15 protein-coding genes and 1 pseudogene are annotated in these 17,959 nt (G+C 39.2%); 8 read left to right on the plus strand and 8 right to left on the minus strand.

The genetic code is table 11. From position 1 onward, the window contains the following. Window positions 1-1,560 (plus strand): annotated as a pseudogene (locus I588_RS27140) (hypothetical protein); the annotation flags it as partial. A gap of 161 nt (window positions 1,561-1,721) precedes the next feature. Next, the gene (locus I588_RS00010) at window positions 1,722-2,303 is read left to right on the plus strand and encodes a hypothetical protein (RefSeq protein WP_010756865.1); all 582 of its coding nucleotides are present in this window, start codon (window positions 1,722-1,724) and stop codon (window positions 2,301-2,303) included. Between the two features lie 190 nt (window positions 2,304-2,493). On the opposite strand, the gene I588_RS26270 is transcribed toward I588_RS00010, so the two are convergent. Together I588_RS26270 and I588_RS00025 are read right to left on the minus strand one after the other, a co-directional pair. Continuing rightward, a complete protein-coding gene (locus I588_RS26270; RefSeq protein ID WP_010756866.1) occupies window positions 2,494-3,186 on the minus strand; it encodes a hypothetical protein in 693 nt (230 codons plus the stop codon). A gap of 201 nt (window positions 3,187-3,387) precedes the next feature. Further along, window positions 3,388-4,389 carry a hypothetical protein gene (locus I588_RS00025; RefSeq protein WP_010756867.1) on the minus strand — a complete coding sequence of 334 codons (1,002 nt, stop codon included), beginning with the start codon at window positions 4,387-4,389 and terminating at the stop codon, window positions 3,388-3,390. 277 nt (window positions 4,390-4,666) lie between these two features. Here I588_RS00025 and I588_RS00030 point away from each other — a divergent pair, with 277 nt between their 5' ends. Further along, on the plus strand, window positions 4,667-6,334 hold the full coding sequence (locus I588_RS00030) for a MucBP domain-containing protein (protein ID WP_010756868.1): 1,668 nt from the start codon (window positions 4,667-4,669) through the stop codon (window positions 6,332-6,334). A 241-nt stretch (window positions 6,335-6,575) separates the two neighbouring features. Here I588_RS00030 and I588_RS27775 read toward each other — a convergent pair whose 3' ends face one another. From I588_RS27775 to I588_RS00055, 6 genes are all read right to left on the minus strand, one after another. Next, window positions 6,576-6,692 (minus strand): putative holin-like toxin, encoded by a 117-nt coding sequence (locus I588_RS27775; protein WP_245569583.1) that lies wholly within the window; start codon window positions 6,690-6,692, stop codon window positions 6,576-6,578. Window positions 6,693-6,904: 212 nt separating this feature from the next. Then, window positions 6,905-8,797, minus strand: a complete 1,893-nt coding sequence (gene ltrA, locus I588_RS00035; protein WP_010756869.1) for a group II intron reverse transcriptase/maturase — start codon at window positions 8,795-8,797, stop codon at window positions 6,905-6,907. An 818-nt stretch (window positions 8,798-9,615) separates the two neighbouring features. Further along, window positions 9,616-10,293 (minus strand): DUF2922 domain-containing protein, encoded by a 678-nt coding sequence (locus tag I588_RS26665; RefSeq protein ID WP_010756870.1) that lies wholly within the window; start codon window positions 10,291-10,293, stop codon window positions 9,616-9,618. Between the two features lie 28 nt (window positions 10,294-10,321). Next, a complete protein-coding gene (locus I588_RS00045) occupies window positions 10,322-10,705 on the minus strand; it encodes a hypothetical protein (protein WP_010756871.1) in 384 nt (127 codons plus the stop codon). A 56-nt stretch (window positions 10,706-10,761) separates the two neighbouring features. Next, on the minus strand, window positions 10,762-10,980 hold the full coding sequence (locus I588_RS00050) for a DUF2922 family protein (protein ID WP_010756872.1): 219 nt from the start codon (window positions 10,978-10,980) through the stop codon (window positions 10,762-10,764). Window positions 10,981-10,994: 14 nt separating this feature from the next. Beyond that, entirely contained in the window at window positions 10,995-11,204 is a 210-nt protein-coding gene (locus I588_RS00055) for a DUF1659 domain-containing protein (RefSeq protein WP_010756873.1), read from the minus strand. A 1,120-nt stretch (window positions 11,205-12,324) separates the two neighbouring features. On the opposite strand from I588_RS00055, the gene I588_RS00060 reads away from it, so the two are divergent. From I588_RS00060 to I588_RS00080, 5 genes are all read left to right on the plus strand, one after another. Then, complete coding sequence (locus I588_RS00060; protein WP_010756874.1) at window positions 12,325-13,068, plus strand: dihydrofolate reductase family protein; 744 nt, start codon at window positions 12,325-12,327, stop codon at window positions 13,066-13,068. Window positions 13,069-13,112: 44 nt separating this feature from the next. Continuing rightward, window positions 13,113-13,643, plus strand: coding sequence for a cyclophilin-like fold protein (locus tag I588_RS00065; RefSeq protein ID WP_010756875.1), 531 nt, complete (start codon window positions 13,113-13,115; stop codon window positions 13,641-13,643). A 30-nt stretch (window positions 13,644-13,673) separates the two neighbouring features. Further along, window positions 13,674-14,366: a response regulator transcription factor gene (locus I588_RS00070; protein ID WP_010756876.1), complete on the plus strand. Its 693-nt coding sequence runs from the start codon at window positions 13,674-13,676 to the stop codon at window positions 14,364-14,366. A 61-nt stretch (window positions 14,367-14,427) separates the two neighbouring features. Further along, window positions 14,428-16,188, plus strand: coding sequence for an ABC transporter ATP-binding protein (locus I588_RS00075; protein ID WP_010756877.1), 1,761 nt, complete (start codon window positions 14,428-14,430; stop codon window positions 16,186-16,188). After that, window positions 16,178-17,953 carry an ABC transporter ATP-binding protein gene (locus I588_RS00080; RefSeq protein WP_010756878.1) on the plus strand — a complete coding sequence of 592 codons (1,776 nt, stop codon included), beginning with the start codon at window positions 16,178-16,180 and terminating at the stop codon, window positions 17,951-17,953. Before I588_RS00075 ends, I588_RS00080 begins: the two co-directional genes overlap by 11 nt. The last annotated feature ends 6 nt before the right edge of the window (window positions 17,954-17,959 follow it).

Genomic DNA, 17,959 nt, shown 5'->3' on the forward strand with positions numbered 1-17,959 from the left:
ATCAGCGAATCAATCAGCACATCGATTTCAGACAGTGCGAGTGAATCAGCAAGTGAATCCGCAAGCTACAGTGGAAGTACGTCAGTAAGTACAAGCGACAGCACAAGCACAAGCACATCACTAAGTGACTCAAGCTCAATCAGCACGAGCATTAGTAACAGTGACAGTGCAAGTCTAAGCACATCGATCAGTGAATCAACAAGCACATCGATTTCAGACAGTGCGAGCGAATCCGCAAGCTATAGTGGAAGCTCATCGGTAAGTACAAGTGACAGTACAAGTACAAGCACATCAATCAGTGATTCAAGGTCCGATAGTACTAGCATTAGTGATAGCGAAAGCACAAGCCTAAGCACGTCACTAAGTGATTCAAGTTCAATCAGCACAAGTATTAGTAACAGTGACAGTGCGAGTCTAAGCACATCGATCAGTGCAAGTGAACGTAGTGAATCAGCAAGCTACAGCGGAAGTACGTCGCTAAGTATCAGTGAAAGTACAAGTACAAGTACGTCAATGAGTGATTCAAGATCAGACAGTACAAGTGTAAGCAATAGCGAAAGCACAAGTCTGAGCACGTCACTAAGTGATTCAAGCTCAATCAGCACAAGCATTAGTAATAGTGATAGTGCAAGCGAATCAGCAAGCTATAGTGGAAGTACGTCACTAAGCATCAGTGAAAGTACAAGTACAAGTACGTCACTAAGTGATTCAAGTTCAATTAGCACCAGCATTAGTAACAGTGACAGTGCAAGTGAATCAGCAAGCTACAGTGGAAGTACGTCACTAAGCAATAGCGAAAGCACAAGCACCAGCACGTCATTAAGTGACTCAAGCTCAATCAGTACAAGCATTAGTAATAGTGAGAGCACAAGTCTAAGCACATCGATCAGTGCAAGTGAACGCAGCGAATCAGCAAGCTACAGCGGAAGTACGTCACTAAGCATCAGTGAAAGTACAAGCACAAGTACGTCAGTGAGTGATTCAAGATCAGACAGCACAAGCATTAGTAATAGTGACAGTGCAAGTGAATCAGCAAGCTACAGTGGAAGCACGTCAGCAAGCATTAGTGAAAGTACAAGCTTGAGCACATCGATCAGTGCAAGTGACCGAAGTGAATCAACTAGCTACAGTGGAAGTACTTCGATTAGTTCTAGCGAAAGTACAAGTATGAGTACGTCAGTAAGTGATTCAAGATCTGACAGTGCAAGTATGAGTGCAAGTACAAGTTCTTCAAGAAGTACGTCAGCGTCCAATAGCGCGAGCATGAGTTTATCTAATTATGGAAGCACAGGACGTTCTGAACTTCCAAGCACCAAGGGATCTCAAACAACACCAAGTACCCAAACAGGAACGGCTAGAACTGCTTCAACTGGTTCTGCTGCATCTGGTGGAACAAGATCTTCTGGTACAGGCACTTCAGCAAGTGGCAGTGGTAAAACTCTTCCACAAACTGGAGAAAATGGTCTTCAAAGTAAAGGATTGTCATTTGTTGGTTTGGCATCAGCCCTAGCAGCTATTGCTCTTCTGAAAAAGAAAAATGATAGTCAACAGGAACAATAAGCTTTAATCAATCAACAGTCCTTTTCAGACACACAAAAAACAATTGAATTGTTTATCCAAAGGAATTAATTTTCCTTTGGATTTTTTCTTATTCATTGAAATGTATGTTTTATTAGAGCAGAAAGTGGAGGAAGAAAAGATTGAGCAGGAGAGAGAAACACGTGAGTAACTCTTTTATAGTGAGACTAGCAAAGGACTTTATTGATGACATAACAGAGGAAAGCTATACACAGCTTAAGGAACGCATGGAAGATAAAGAGAAAGAATTTGCACAGCTGCAGCAAACCTTTGAAGAACGTGAAGCAGAAATAATTGAAACATATAATATGAAGGAAATCGATTTATGCCAACAGTTAGTAGATTATCAATTAGAGATCGAAAGCTATAAAAAGCAACTAAATAAACTAGCAGAGCAAAATAAGCAGCAGCAGGTATTGAATAGTCGAACAGAACAATCGTTTAATCATAGTCTTCAACAGTTCAAGCAAGTAAGAGAAAAGCTTGAAACAGAACGGAACATTCTAAAAGAGCAATACATAAAAATAACGAATCAATACAATCATGAGCTAAAGGAAAAAGAGGAGCTAATCGAACAATTAGGAATCGGTAGTTTACAAGGCGGAAAGTTCAAAGCAAATGCAACGATGTCATTACGATATGGGTTATATGAACTGAAACAGACAAATGGAAAGCTGAAAAGTCGGGTACAAGTTCTTAGAGGTATGCTGGCAGATGGTAAATAAGCATGAATAGCCTTTGGGATAAGCACTTTTAATAAATGTTTGATGTGGTTTTTATAAAAACTAGTAATTACTGGTTAAAAAAAGTCATTGCGCTTTTTTCCATGCTTTGGTTTCTTATACCAGAGAATAGAAAAAGAATCACAATGACACAAAGGCAAATTAGAATGCAGCACTAAACCAAGAGCTGATTTTACGGAGCTTCAATGATTACTGGAAGAATAGTTTCAATTAACTCAGAATTTTCGTTGCTAGGATCGTTCAGAGTTACATTCACAGTATAAACACCAGGCTTGTTCCAGTTATTATCAGCAGTCCCGCCACCAATACTTCCTAAATAGAGAGGAGTCCCGTCACTTTTATGAGCAAAAATACCATTTTCAGGTAGAGCATAATAAAAGTAATCAATTGTAGGCATGGCAGAACTAATCCAAACAGGAGTATAAATAGGTTTGATTTTGAAATCAGCATTCGGGTCTTCAATGATCACCGGAAGAACAGTTTGGATTATTTCAGGATTTTCATAGTCAGAAGTATTCAGAGTTACATTCACAGTATAAACACCAGGATTGTTCCAGTTATTATCAGCAGTTCCGCCACCAATACCTATCATTCTTAAAGGAGTCCCATCACCTTTATGAGCAAAAACGCCATTCTCTGGTAATGCATCATAAAAGTAGTCAATTGTTGGCATGGAAGGACTGACCCAAACTGGAGTATAAATGGGTTTGATTTTTAAATTGGAACTTGGAGGAGTGAGAGAATACTCTTCCTCAAAGGTATCATTAAGAAGATTTGGGGATATGGCCGAGGCAAATGCTGTCGTGGACTTAAGGGTGAATAATGCAAACAAAGCAATTAGAAAGACACTTAGAACTTTTTTCATTTTGTAAACGCTCCCTTCTTTTGTATGTAGTAGCTTACCATGCTACGTTTCTCAAGAAACACAATGTTTCAGATTTGGAACATTGAAGCATAAGTACTGCCTGAGAGCTGATCATCGATTTTATCCATAAGTATGTGGTGCCGAGATCATTTTAGGCAAGAAAAAAACGACTAAACATTGTTTAGTCGTTCAACGGATAGCTTATTTCAGGTTCTTCTTTTTCTCCAAATGATGGAAAAGAGTGGTGGCTGTCAGTACAGTAGCCATACCTAGAAGTGAGAGTTGAGAGTTTAAGTGATCATCTTCACCAGTTTTAGGTAATGTCTTAGCTGAGCTGCCTGAACCTCCTGATTTAGCGGCGCTAGTACGAGCTGCTGAACCAGTGGATCGAGTATTGCCCGTTCCGTTTGTCCGGTTGTTGTTGGAAGAACTATTTGATACAGATAAAGCCAATGATCTACTTTCACTTGCTGAGTTGGATGCTATTTCACTCATGCTTGTGCTATTTGAAATAGAAGTAGAGTCTAGGATGGAGGAAGAGGTACTTTCACTCCAGTAATCACTTAATATTTCTGAGTTCAAGTTACTTGTGCTCTCGCTGGCAGATACAGAGGAGAGACCTGAAGTACTCTCGCTATAAGACATTGAGGCACTTTCTGAACCACTTTCACTGTTGTATTCACTCAAAATTGTTGAATTCACATTGCTGGTGCTTTCACTTATGGAAGTAGAAGCACTTAAGCTCATGCTGAATGACTCAGTAGTTGAACCGCTAGTCGATTCAGTGGTAGAGTTGCTAGCTGACCCACTATTAGATTGACTAGGAGTGCCAGAAGCAGACTGACTCGCTGATTCAGTTAAAGACGCACTAGTCGAGTTCGTTGTAGATGAACTAGCCGATTCAGTAACTGAATTACTAGTAGAATTAATGGTAGAGCTTGTTGATTCTGCAGTAGACCCCGCTGGAATAGTAGTGGTTTCCTTATTGGCAAGCACTTTAGCAGTATCTACTTCCATCCCAGCATTTGCTTGCGGAGTAGTTTCAGCAGCATGAACTCCTGACGCAACACCGGTTACCCCCATTACGCCCCCAGCCGCTGTTAAGGTGGCATACATCCAATTTTTACTACTATTTTTTCTTTGTTGCTTTCTTGCTTCTTTTTGCTCTGCTTGCAGCTTTTTGCGTATTTCTTTACGACCCATTTTTATGAATTTGCTCCCTTCTTTTCCTGTTAAATATAGATTTGACACTCTGAAATTATTATCTCATAACACCTTAAGCTGAGATTACAACGTCTCAATATTGGGAATTTATTTGTAGCATTAGCAGTTGAATGCGGTCATAAAAATGAAATTGATCGAGCGAGGGCAGGGAATGCTCAGATGCTTTCAAGCTAACCTATTTATCTTCCCATTTATGGGACATCCTCCTTTTTTCAACACTCTGTCGGTTAAAATGAAGAAAAGGAGAGTGTGCTAAATGAAAAACAAAAAGGAATACGTTTCAAAGGGGTTGCTTTTACTAATGATTTTGCTGTTTTCCACTAGTCCGATTGTAGTAAATGCAGTTGGCACAGGGCAAAGCAGCAGTACCACAGAAGAAACATTCAATTCGAAAAGTACCACGGTTAGTGAATCTGAAGAGGTAATCGCCTCTCAAGCTACTCAAGAAAACACGGAATCCGCTACAACCGATAGTAGTGAAGCGGAGGTGATTGATGACAATCAGGTAAGTAAAAAGGATGCTGACTACGAAATGATCTCTTCTATCACCACAGAAACTTTTTGGTGGGATACCGTTCACAATAAGAATTTTAGGTACAATAGTGATATTCCACCAAATGATGCTGGATATTGTACAACAAACCATACGCAAGGCTATCTTGAACTTTCTGATACTCGGAAATTTGACGTAGGCTGGAAATTTATTAATATTACGTTTAAAGGCGAGGTCTATTCTCCTGGAGATAGAATTTATGATGAGATGTTTTTAGGCAACCCGAATACTGAAGAGTTACAAAAACATCTTCGTTATAACTTTGAACCATTACTATTTAACGTACAGATTTCCTATCAGGGACTTCCTAGTGATGTAGTGGAAACTTTACCTAAGTTCGATCCTAATCCGGTTCTAAGTGAAACGATGTACACTATTCCAGAAGCACCTGAAGTAGAGGGGTATGTTTCTGCTGACTATGTTTGGTTTAGAACTTCACCTTATGACATGCGTGTAAAGATCGGGGATCAAATTAGTGTTTCTGGTGGGACAATCAGTGATCGATTTATTTATATTTATGAACCAAAGGTAGAGGCGCAACCTGTAGTCAGTTATTATTTGGACACCGAAGGAAATCCGCTTGCTGACGAAGCATCAACTTTAGGTGAGATTGATGAAGAGTATACGACGACTGCTAAAACCATTCCTGGATATACCTTAGTAAAAGTAGAAGGAAATACTAGCGGGAAGTATACAGCCGCTCAACAAGAAGTTCGCTATATTTATCTAAAGGATAGTCCAGGTAATTTCGATGGTTCTTATATTGACTATGCAGAAAATACTGTGACCAGTATCAATGATGTTGAGCGACAATTAAAAATTGTGAAAAATGCAAACCTAAGTTTAGTCAGCTATGAGAACAACAAATTGACTTCTAAAGTCATAGGCTCTACCCAGCAAGCGAACTTAGTTGGGACAGTTCAGACTGTTTCCAAACGTATCCAAACTGAAAATGGTCGAGTTTACTATATGATGACCATTGATGGCAAACAATACATTTTGCACTCAAATGCTTTCCAGGCTCTGCCAACCTCTTCAGACTTTGAGCAAGAGAGTGATTTGGACAAGTATGCGAATGTAAGTCTGGATTTTGTAGGGAACTATTTGGACAAGATCAACAGCGTGAATCACACCATTTCCTTGGTAAACAATTATAACGTGTATGACTTATTGAAGACTGATGGAGATGCGGCTATTCCACCATACACCGGCACAGTCTCATCATTAGGATTAAAGGATAGCGTGTTCACAGTGAACCAGGAATTTGTTTCCAACAACGGAATTAAATACTATCGAATTCTAGTAGAAGGCTACAGCTATTTTATCAATGCGGCTGCCTTCGTAATTGAAACTGTTCAATCGATGTTTTAAGCTGGTTGATAAAAGAATTTAGAACATAGCTTCCAGTTAAGCGATTGGATAAAGCTCATTTATGTACCACCACCAGAAAAGTTTGACTGCTTTTCTGGTGGTTTTTACTATTTAATTTTCAATGGACGCAGGCAAACACTAAAACCACCCAACTATGTATCAGAGCTCTACTCAAACAAGAGGCACCGCGCGCTGGCACCTCAACGAGCATCGTTTAAGACGGCGACTGTGAGAGTAGTGCTTATTTCTTGTGGTGTCGATCAATGGTGATGATCAAGGTGGCAAAGGCAATTGCCAATGTCAACGCCTGATACACAGTCATGGCGGAAGTCCCTTTCCTAGGATGAACATAAAGCATCACTCCTTTCTGAGAAGTGCAGCCACCGCCAGAAACACTGCTAAGTATTGCGATAGGTAGCCTACTAAGTGTCCATTAGAGGATTATCTTTTGGGCTTTCCCCCGCTCCACACCGTACGTGAGACTTTCACCTCATACGGCGTTCCATGTTTAAGTTAATCATTATTAGCATTCTAAAATTGAGTTATTATTATTATTATTTTTTAAAGTTATTATATTTTAATAGCTTTTTTTTCTGCTAAAATTCTCAGTTGATTGACTTTTTCTAGCTGAGTTTTGTCTAAGTTTAATTTTGTTATTAGGCGTTGTATTGTCAAAATCTGATTGGCATGAATGATCTGATGTACTTCTTTAAGAACCAGCGTCAAATTATTATATGAATCGTCCCGTGTTCTGCTCCAGAGAACTTTGTGATGACAATGCCACTCATTATCTTTAAGTAGGTTACCTGTAACACTACATTTTCCCTTTTGGGAAATATATAAAGCAATTCTGTTGTCATTGAGTTCCACGGTTCCACGTTCTCCCTTAATAGGATGATTTCTCAACCAGCGCAACTCGACTTCTGATACGTTTTGAAGGCTTTTATGAATTTTGTTTCTACCCTCAGAAGTATATTTATTTACGACTTTTTCTTTCGCCATGGCTTTTTTTGTCTTCACACATGAAATAGAGATTATCGGGTATTTCATTAAATAGTTAATATTTTTGGACTTTAGATAAGGACGTAACCCTTTGTCTTTACCTGAGTATTTCCCATGTCTTGTGAATCCATTGGTGTTAATGATTTTTCCATCGCTATTGGTTGCTTTTGGGAATCTGTTATACATTTTGGTAACAAGTGGGTATTGCATATCTCTTAGACAACGAAAGACTTGAGTGGCTATCCTATAATAGTTATGTTTCCCAATTACTATCGAATTGTATCGGTAGATTTCCTGTAATGTTTTTGAGGATTGAGGGCTTTTTTGTATTTTTTTAATTTGTTGATTCAGCTCTCGATAAGTCTTCTCAATCGCTTTTTGGCTCATTCGAGTACGGGCAATATGTTTCCGCCTTTTTTTAACCGCCTTTATTTCAAAGCCGAGAAACTCGGAAGAGTTTCGTTTGAGATTCGTTATTTTTGATTTTTCTTCTGAGATTGAAAGTCTTAACCTCGTTTTTAACCATTTTTGAGTGGATTGGAAAATTTTCTCAGCGCTTGAACGATTATTGGTGAATATCTTGAAATCATCCGCGTACCTCACAAGATGCATCCGCTTAAGCTTCGTGTTGTTCAATGCAGATAGTTTACTTGATTTTCTAGAATATACTTTATGACTTGGAAATTCATCCCACTGACTTTCAATCCATTTGTCGAACTCATTTAAATTGATATTGGCAAGCAAAGGTGATAGAATTCCGCCTTGTGGAGTGCCCTTGTCAGGGTGAATAATATCGCCATTTTCCAGTTTTAATGGAGCTTTGAGTATTTTCCTAATAATAACTAAAAGCGACTTATCACGTATTCCCATTGACCATAGTTGTTTCATTAATTTTGAATGGTTGACCTCATCAAAAAAGCCTTTAATATCTATGTCCACGACATAGAATCGTTGAGCGACGTTGACTTGTGTAGCACACTCTGCTATCGCATTTTCTGCGCTACGATTCGGTCTAAAACCATAACTGCGCTCAGAGAAATGGGCTTCCGCAATAGGTTCTAACACCTGAAGTATACTCTGCTGTATTAATCTGTCCCAAATACTTGGAATACCCAACGGTCGCATTTTCCCGTTGGGTTTGGGGATTTCTTTTCTTCTTACCACAGAGGGGTTGTAGTTTTCCAGCTTTCTTTTCATCTTTTCAAGATATTGGGGTTCACTAAGATTTCCAATGTCTCGGATTGTTTTAAAGTCACAAGAAGGAGTAAAGCTTCCTTTATTTCTTTTAATGTTCCGATAAGCGAGTAGAAGATTTTCCTTACTCATGATCAATTTCATCAAAGAATGAAATTTTTGGTTTTTAAACCCTCGTTGGTATAAGTCATCATAAATACTTTGAACGCCATAATATTCATTATTTCTTAGCTTTTTATCTTTTAGAGCCGTTTCCTCAATTTTCAATATCTCCACCTCTTTCGTACAATGTATGATTTGAGTGGACTTTTTGTCATACTCGAACATTGATAAAATAGAATGAAAATAATTGTTTTCATTTTCTTAAACACTTGTGGCTGTTCCTCATTCTCTCATTACAAGAGTTGTCAACGGTCGTGCCACTACTTTCATCGGATATTAAGAATAGTTATATTCAAGAATTTTCTATTCAACTTATACCGTCGTATCTTTTCTGTTAAGAGAAAGAACGTTACCCGCTTCCGACGTTCCTTATTGACTATCTTTAATAAAACTTAGGTGCTCACTATACTCCGTTGCCAGCTCCACGACCAGTTATCATGTGAGGAGATTACTTACTGCCTGATGTGTTCATTCCTCTGGCAAAGTGCCTTTTAAGCACGAGAGCTATTTCTAACCCTTGAGTGTTACGAAGCGTACATTCGCAAGTTCGTCAGATGTTTACATCATTCTCACCATATTTTATTGACTCCATACATTAATCGTCCAGTTCCATTAGATTTATTAATTCTTTTGGCTTTCGACAGCTAAATTGTTTCGGTTTACTTTCATGCATATGTTACCCAGCTATGGTTGCCTTTACCGTATACGTTACGATAAAAGGTTAGGGCATATTAGAGGATACGTTTCAGGGCGTTACTCCATCATTCCAGTATCTTATCAATAAAGTTCAGTTCTTGATTTGGCAAAGCCAACGAGTGAACTGCTAGTCTCCCTGATAACTTATTAGGCTATCTTTTGACTAGAACGTCTCGCACCAGGTATCACCCCCTTTACGTACCACAAGGGTAGGGTGGGAAATCAAGCTAGCGTTTTTTCTTTTTACCTTTTTTCTTTTTCTTCTGGGCCTCATGATAGGCTCGAATTCGATCTACTTGAGCTTTTCGCGAATTCAACGGTTTCTGGACCGTGGGGCTATCCGATTTCGACGACTCAGAATCAGCGGTTAATGCTTCTAGTTGTTGGGCGGATGTGCTTGGCATCATAGAATTCTTCTTGGCTTGCTCAACAACAGCTGTTAGTGATTCAGGGTTTGCTACATGAGTTTTCAAAGAAGAAGGTGCTACCGTCGGTTTCTTTTCGATCGAATTTAATTTTTGTGGTACTGGAGCAGCTTTTGGTGGAATCGCTGATTTTTCTTTACCTGCAACTTCTTTTACTTCATCTACAACTGGCTTTTCAGAGACTTGAGGTGCTTCTTCAGAAATAATATGTGCTGCAAAGATATTGTTGGGATCAGCGACATAAGCTTCTGGTGTTGGTTTCGATAGATCAAAAAGCGGTGTTTCGATAGTTTCAACAAATTTCGCTGATACGACTTTGCAAAATTGACGAATACCATCTTTTTCAAATAGATGTATCGTGGTCATAGCATCCAAGGCTGACTTGATATCCTCTGGGCTTTTGTTTGGATCTGGATCATTAAAGCTCCAGCTGTGGTTTTTGCCTGCGGCGTTTTCAAATACGGCTGCTAGTTTTAACATAGTTTTTTTCTCTCCTTTATTTGTTCTCTCAGGAACTTTCTAGTGTAGTAAATTCAGGTGCGACAACAGTTGACGGTACGACGGACATTAAATCAGTAGTGACATGTTCAGGTGGGAAACATCGAGCTGACAGGATCTTCCACTCTCTGTCAGTGAAATATTCTTTAAAGAAATAGAAGTAGCGGCGCAACGCACGAGTGATTTTGTTGTTGGCAAATAGATGTTTCACCAAGTCCTGCAGGAACAATTCAAAATCGGTTTCGCCTAGCATATGGCGAACTTTCATGGCTAACAATAGTTGGATTGTTACTGAGCTATCACGAGTTTCTTGGTAAAAATGGAAGATTTGTTCTTCAAGTGTTTTTCTTTTTAAATGAAACAGCTGGTATTGAGTGAAAGGCTGTTCGGTCATTGGTGGTTTCCTCCTTTAGCTCCCGCGGTTAAGAAAACCGCGGGGCATAATTGTAATTAAAATAGTGGTGTTTCTAAGGTAGTGACAAACTCTGCACTTTCAACTGAGAAAAACTGGCGAATGCCGTCTTTCTTGAATAGGTTCAGAGTGGTTAGTTCTTCTAAATTTGCTTTGATTTCCGCTGGAGTCTTGGTAGTATCTGGTTCGTTATACCTCCAGGTCTGGTCTTTATCGGCTTCGGTTTTGAAGCGGACAAGCAATTTTGTTTCTGGCATAGGTTCCTCCTTGATTAGTATTTAGTAACACGAGTTTGGTTAGTGACAATGACACTGTCTAAGCTGCTGCCGTCGCCAGCTAAGTCAGCCATGACTTCACCTAATTTAGTGATGTCGGCTTCGGCTGGGTTAGTGATGATGTTGCTAAAGTTCACTTTCTTTTGTTTGTCTTTACCTTCCTGTTCGATTTGTACTTGTAATTTTGTGCCTAATTGTTGAATCAATTTTCTTTCCTCCTGTGGAATAATTTTTTTGTTCCGGCCGGTGACTAAACAATAAAACATAGGAATAAAAAAACAAAACAGCAATGTTTCCCAAAAGGGGGCAATGTTTCCAAAGGTAAAAAGTACTGTGCGATTAAATCAACATTCTTGTTTGCCAAGTTGGAAACATTGGGGGTGTTTTGGAAACATTGCTATTTTTCGTTAAATAGGTGATAAAGCTTGATTTAAAGCCGACTTTACCTGTTTTATAAAAAGTAGAAATTCGACAATCGCATTTAAAATAACGAGAATTAAATGATATATTCCCTCGGATTATCAGTTGGACGTAAAAAAAGCACCCATTCTTTCTCGTTAGAATGGGTACAATTAATCGTTTATCAATTAGCTTTCTATTTAAAGAAGTTCACCATAAAGAGATTCATGCCAAAGCAAGTATTCTTCTGTCAATGGTTTCAGCTAGAATTTTTTCGAAGGTGATAGATATATGAAAAAGAAACTGATTAAATTTTACAATTATTCATTGTTCTGTCGTCAACAGAAGCTAGAAAAACTTAATGAAAGGCCTCTTCTTTTACGACAGACTATAGATTGTAAAATAGATTTGTGAGTATTCCCATAAAAAAGTAATAAAACATCTTGCCTTAACCTAAACATTAAGTTCTATACTGAGTGTAAGTAAAAGAAAAGGAGTAAGACCCAACCTAAATCATGGACATCAATCTTAATGAAGGTCTAAGCGATTTAGCCGCAATCATACCTACTTCGTTTGGACATGTTAGCGTATCTTACTCTGTTCTTTTACAGGACTGGAGCCCTTGCCAGGAGGTATCGATAATGGAGTAGACAAATGGAACGTCTGCGATCTGATTGAATAGAAGCTGCTTGGAAAGAGATAACTATCTGTCCTGTGACTTTGTGAACAGCCTGGTCTGGCTATCCTAGATGAAGCAACTGGATTAGTAAAAGCCGAAAATACAATCTTTTGCTAAACAAAATCGTCAATGTTTATTGCTCTTGCAATTGACCAGTTAGGAGATGCAGTATCACTGGCCAGTTTATTCAAGCTTATCGAAGGCTAATTTCATCCACTAATGAAAATGATAGAAAAGAGGAGAATAAAATGAACAGACCCTATATTTTTTGCCATATGATTACTTCCGTTGACGGAAAGATCGATGGTACACACAAGAAATTTTTGGAAAGAGGAGACAATGCGTTAGATTTTTACCAGATTGCTTTTGGCGAACATGCTTATTATCAACTAGATGGCTGGTTATCTGGTCGTGCAACTTCTGAGGCAGGATTTACGAAAGGCAAAACGCCTCAATTAGACGAAAACGCTCCTTTGGTACCGGCAGGAGATTTTATTGCTGAGACAGAGCTTTCTAAGTATTATGTTTCGATCGATTTATCAGGAAAGCTGGGCTGGGAGAAGAATTCAATCCAATATCGTGACACACCTGCCCACATTATCGAAGTCTTGACCGAAAAAACTAGCAATGCATATAAAGCAATGCTAAGAAAATTGAACATCTCCTATATTATTGCTGGTACTGAGCAGCTGGATGCTGCGCTACTTTTAAAGAAACTCAAACAAGAATTTGGGATTGAAACATTGATGCTTGGTGGAGGCGGTGTGCTGAATTGGTCGTTTATTCAAGCGGGATTCTGTGATGAGATCAGCATGTTGATCGCTCCTTTTGCAGACGGTTCAGCAGAGACACATGCTATGTTTCAAACAAAAGAAGGTCTGACGAAAGATATTCCTGTTGCTTTTGACTTGGAGCATGTAGAAAAACGCGATCATGGCGGTGTTTGGTTGCGTTACAAAGTCAATTATGACCGTAAGATTCCAAATGAATAGAATGGGAGCATTTGTTTCACTATTTTTTGAAGGGAGATTCTAATTTGAAAAAGTATATTCCAATTTTACTGCTTTCTTTTATTTTAAGCGGCTGTTCGTTGAGTAGTTTAAACGAAACAGCTTCTTCGACAAGTGAAGCATATACATCGTCAACAAACCAAGACTCTCTCAATCAAACAAGTTCATCAGCCCAACATCTTGAAAGTGAGGAAAACGAAACGATGACTAACTTATCCATAAAAGTAGGAAATGAAAAGTTCCATGCAACATTTATTGACAATGCGACTTCAAGGGCTTTTAAAGACAAATTGCCTATGACACTAGACATGGACGAACTCAACGGAAATGAAAAATTCTTTTATCTGTCAGAAAAGCTTCCTACAAATACAGAGCGTATCGGGGCGATTCAAAATGGGGATTTGATGTTGTATGGAACCGACTGTTTAGTTCTGTTCTATAAAAGCTTTTCTACCAGCTACTCTTACAGCAGGATTGCTAGAGTCGATGATCCCAGCGGTTTAGCTCAAGCATTAGGACGTCGTGGAGTAGTTGTCACCTTTGAACTGGTCGGATAGCTGGATGAATTAAGGAGAAGGGGGACGTCAATGAAAAAAATGTTGATCGTGGATGACGACAAACATTTACGAACATTAGTGAGAACCTATGCTGAATTAGAAGATTTTAGCTGTAGGGAAGCAGAAAACTGTACGCAAACGATTCAGGAAATTACGCAAACAAATTACACGATCATCATCCTGGATGTCATGATGCCAGGAAAAGATGGATTTGAAACATTGGCAGAAATACGAGAACTAACCGAGTGCCCAGTCATCATGTTAACTGCTAGAAAAGAAGAGTATGATAAGCTTTTTGGCTTTAATCTTGGTGCAGATGATTATGTGGCAAAGCCCTTTAGTCCAAAAGAGCTGATGGCCCGAGTGAAAGCTGTCTTGAAACGTACCAGCGGACTTGAAGATACGAATATCACTTTTGGAGCGCTGGAGATCAAAGAAAAGGCTCATTCTGTCCGTATTGATAATAAAAAGGTCAGTCTGACTCCAAAGGAATTTGATCTGCTGATTTATTTGGCGAAAAACAATCAGCTAGTCTTAGATCGCGATACGATATTGAAAAATGTTTGGGGCTACAATTATTTTGGCGATAGTCGGACCGTGGATACGCATATCAAATCATTGAGAGATAGCCTGGGAAGCTATCGTCGGCTGATTAGCACTGTTTGGGGAGTGGGGTACAAATTTGAATTCTTTCAACATGAACAAAAACAGCAAATCAATTGATGATTAAGAACGAAAGCTCGTCCTTGTTGGTTCGGGCTTTTTTTAAGAACGGAGCTATAGAATGTCGATTTTTCAAAAATTAAACTGGTTTTTTCTAAAAGAAAAGAAGCGTTATTTGCTAGGCATATTAGGTCTTGTCCTCGTAGCAATACTTCAGGTATTTCCACCACGAATAATTGGCATAGTTATTGACGAAATCAATCAACCAAACATTCGAACGCAAACCATTTTTTTCTGGACATTTATCCTTTTGATGACCGGAGTAGGTCAATATCTATTCCGTTACATTTGGCGTATGAATATCTGGGGTGGGGCTGCGCTTTTAGAAAAAACATTGCGCCAACGCTTGTTTAATCATTTTACTAAAATGGATCGTCTGTTTTATCAGGAGCACCGAACAGGAGATTTAATGGCTCACGCGACGAATGATCTCACAGCGATTCAAAATGTAGCTGGTCTAGGCATTTTGACGTTTGCGGATTCTTTTATTACAGGTGGTGCGACGATCATTGCAATGATTGTATTTGTAGATTGGCGGTTAACGCTGCTTGCTTTGCTGCCGCTGCCTTTACTTGCTTGGGGCTCGAAGGTTTTAGGTGATCAGCTGCATGATGCCTTTACTGAATCACAAAAAGCTTTTTCAACTATTAATGACAAGACACAAGAAAGCATTACAGGAATCAAGGTAATTAAAACCTTTGGCCAAGAAAAAGAGGATAGTCAGGATTTTACTGAAAAAATTCAACAGGCGATTCAAAAGAATAAACGGGTTAATTTTCTTGATGCGATGTTTGATCCATTGATTACAGTGATTGTCGGGCTCTCTTATATGATTACTATTATCGTCGGAGGGTCGTTCATTTTAAGACAGACATTGACTATTGGCCAGTTGATTTCTTTTATCAGTTACATTGGAATGCTCATTTGGCCAATGTTTGCTATTGGACGTTTATTTAATGTGTTAGAGCGAGGGAATGCCAGCTATGACAGGGTGGCTTCACTTTTGAAAAAGGAAACAACAATTCTTGAACATCCACAGGCTATCAAGACCGCAGCTGCTGGAGACATTGATTTTGATATCCATAAGTTCCGTTATAGCGGTGAAGCTGCTGCTGTTTTAACGGATATTAAATTCCATATTTTTGAGGGTGAAACCTTGGGAATTGTTGGAAGGACGGGAGCTGGAAAGACGACCTTACTCAGACTTTTAATGAGAGAAGCTGACAATTACGACGGCCAAATAATGTTTGGTGGTATTGATATAAGAAGATATGCCCTGCAGTCCCTATTTGATGCTATTGGCTATGTTCCTCAAGCCCACTTTCTTTTTTCTCTTTCCATTCGAGAGAATATTCGATTTGCCAATCCTTCCTTCTCTCAGGAAATAGTCGAAAAAGCCGCCACTTTAGCAGCGATCCATTCAGATATCGAGGACTTGCCTTTGGGGTATGACACGCTGGTGGGTGAGCGAGGTGTTTCTCTTTCAGGAGGGCAAAAACAAAGAATCTCGATCGCTCGTGCCTTGGTTCTTGATCCACAGCTATTGATTTTGGATGACGCGTTATCCGCAGTGGATGCAAAGACAGAAGCGGCCATTCTGCAAAACATTAAAAGGCACCGTAAAAGTGGCAGCACAATCATAGCCGCTCATCGACTAAGCAGCGTCATGCACGCCGACGAAATCATTGTCTTAGATGAGGGGGAAATCATCGAACGTGGAAAGCACGGGCAACTGCTAGAAAAAAATGGCTGGTATAAAAAGATGTGGGATCGCCAACAATTGGAAGCGAAGGTTGAAGGAGAGGATTTACTTGGAGACTAATAAAGACACCGAAATACCCTTAAAGGAGCAATGGGCGGTCATAAAGCGTTTGTTTAATTTTGCCAAACCATTTCAACGGATGTTTTTTTCGGCAATTGTCTTTGCTTTAATTTTGGCAATTATCAATGTGTTATTGCCTCGGATACTTCAAGTGTTTATCGACAATCATCTGAAAACAAACACCGCTACGCTGAATGTCTTGCTTTTTTTCTCAGTTCTGTATTTTATTGGCACACTAATCAAGGCAATTGTTTGGTTTTTTCAAAGCTATCTATATAATTATGCATCTTTGAAAACGTATCAGCATATCCGAATTAGACTGTTCGAAAAGCTGCATACACAAGGAATGAGCTATTTTGACCGAGTTCCAGCAGGCTCAATTGTCTCGCGTGTGACAAACGATACTGAAACACTTTTTGAATTTTGGCAAGTATTCTTAATGTTGTTAACAGGTGTGTTCGCCATCCTCTCGTCCTTTTTAGCCATGTTTCAAATTGACCAGCAAATCGCCTTGACGAATCTGATCTATCTGCCACTGTTGCTTTTGATCATTGCCTACTATCAGAAATTCAGTTCAAAAATTTTTCGAAGGATGAGGGAACGGCTTAGTCAGTTAAATACAAAATTAAACGAAACGATTTCCGGTATGCAGATCGTTCAGCAATTCAAACAGGAGACACGTTTAATCAATGAATTTGAAGCTGTAAATGACGCGTATTTAGAGACGCGTTTAGCAATGATTAAGATCAATTCAATTTTATTAGGACCGATTATTAATCTGCTGTATACGGTTGCGGTCGCAGCTTCACTAGCCTTTTTCGGTTTCAAGGCCAGCTTTGATCCCATCGAAATCGGACTCGTGTTTGTATTCACCAGTTATATTCAGGCCTTCTTTAGCCCAATGACCCAAATGATGGACTTTCTTAGTACCTTTTCGGATGGGATCGTGGCTGGAAGTCGAATATTTGCTATTTTGGATAGTCAAGAATCGGAACCAAAGCAGCAGGTTACAGAAGAGAGGGAAATTAAAAAGGGCAAGATTGAATTTCGGAATGTTACATTTTCTTATGACGGCCAACATCCAGTATTAAATGATATCTCTTTTACAGTCAATCCAGGTGAAACAATTGCAGTAGTCGGTCATACGGGAAGTGGGAAAAGCTCAATAATCAATCTGCTGATGCGCTTTTATGAATTTCAAGAAGGCACGATTTTGATCGATGACCAAGACATCAGAAGCTTTCCACGTAAGGAGCTGCAAGGAAAAATTGGACTTGTTTTACAGGACGCATTTATGTTCTATGGCACGATTGAAGAAAATATTCGCTTGTTTAACCAGTCTATATCGGATCAAGAGGTTCTAGCAGCTGCAAAGTTTGTACAAATAGATCAATTTATTAAAAATTTGAGCAACGGCTATCAGACAAAAGTTCTGGAAGGCGGCGCAGGGTTGTCTAGCGGACAAAAACAGCTAATTTCTTTTGCACGTACCATTGTCACTCAGCCGAAGATTTTAGTATTAGACGAAGCTACTGCTACGATAGATTCTGAAACAGAACAACTGATTCAAGCAGGGTTACTAAAGATGCAGGAAGGGCGAACGACAGTTGCGATTGCTCATAGATTATCCACCATCAAGCAGGCAGATAAAATACTTGTTTTAGATAAGGGAGTCATCGTCGAAAGGGGGAATCATGAAGACTTACTTGCTCTGGGGGGAATTTACGCAGATATGTATAAATTACAAATGAATAAGGATTTTTAACTAGCC

The organism is Enterococcus pallens ATCC BAA-351, from assembly GCF_000407485.1.
Lineage (GTDB): Bacteria > Bacillota > Bacilli > Lactobacillales > Enterococcaceae > Enterococcus_A > Enterococcus_A pallens.

What these genes read in the sequence shown, in the direction of transcription:
- I588_RS26665 (WP_010756870.1), bottom strand. Translation starts at nt 10,293, where the DNA reads ATGTTAAAACTAGCAGCCGTATTTGAAAACGCCGCAGGCAAAAACCAC.
- I588_RS26270 (WP_010756866.1), bottom strand. Translation starts at nt 3,186, where the DNA reads ATGAAAAAAGTTCTAAGTGTCTTTCTAATTGCTTTGTTTGCATTATTC.
- I588_RS00075 (WP_010756877.1), top strand. Translation starts at nt 14,428, where the DNA reads ATGTCGATTTTTCAAAAATTAAACTGGTTTTTTCTAAAAGAAAAGAAG.
- I588_RS00050 (WP_010756872.1), bottom strand. Translation starts at nt 10,980, where the DNA reads ATGCCAGAAACAAAATTGCTTGTCCGCTTCAAAACCGAAGCCGATAAA.
- I588_RS00025 (WP_010756867.1), bottom strand. Translation starts at nt 4,389, where the DNA reads ATGGGTCGTAAAGAAATACGCAAAAAGCTGCAAGCAGAGCAAAAAGAA.
- I588_RS00070 (WP_010756876.1), top strand. Translation starts at nt 13,674, where the DNA reads ATGAAAAAAATGTTGATCGTGGATGACGACAAACATTTACGAACATTA.
- I588_RS00045 (WP_010756871.1), bottom strand. Translation starts at nt 10,705, where the DNA reads ATGACCGAACAGCCTTTCACTCAATACCAGCTGTTTCATTTAAAAAGA.
- I588_RS00030 (WP_010756868.1), top strand. Translation starts at nt 4,667, where the DNA reads ATGAAAAACAAAAAGGAATACGTTTCAAAGGGGTTGCTTTTACTAATG.
- I588_RS00060 (WP_010756874.1), top strand. Translation starts at nt 12,325, where the DNA reads ATGAACAGACCCTATATTTTTTGCCATATGATTACTTCCGTTGACGGA.
- I588_RS27775 (WP_245569583.1), bottom strand. Translation starts at nt 6,692, where the DNA reads ATGCTTTATGTTCATCCTAGGAAAGGGACTTCCGCCATGACTGTGTAT.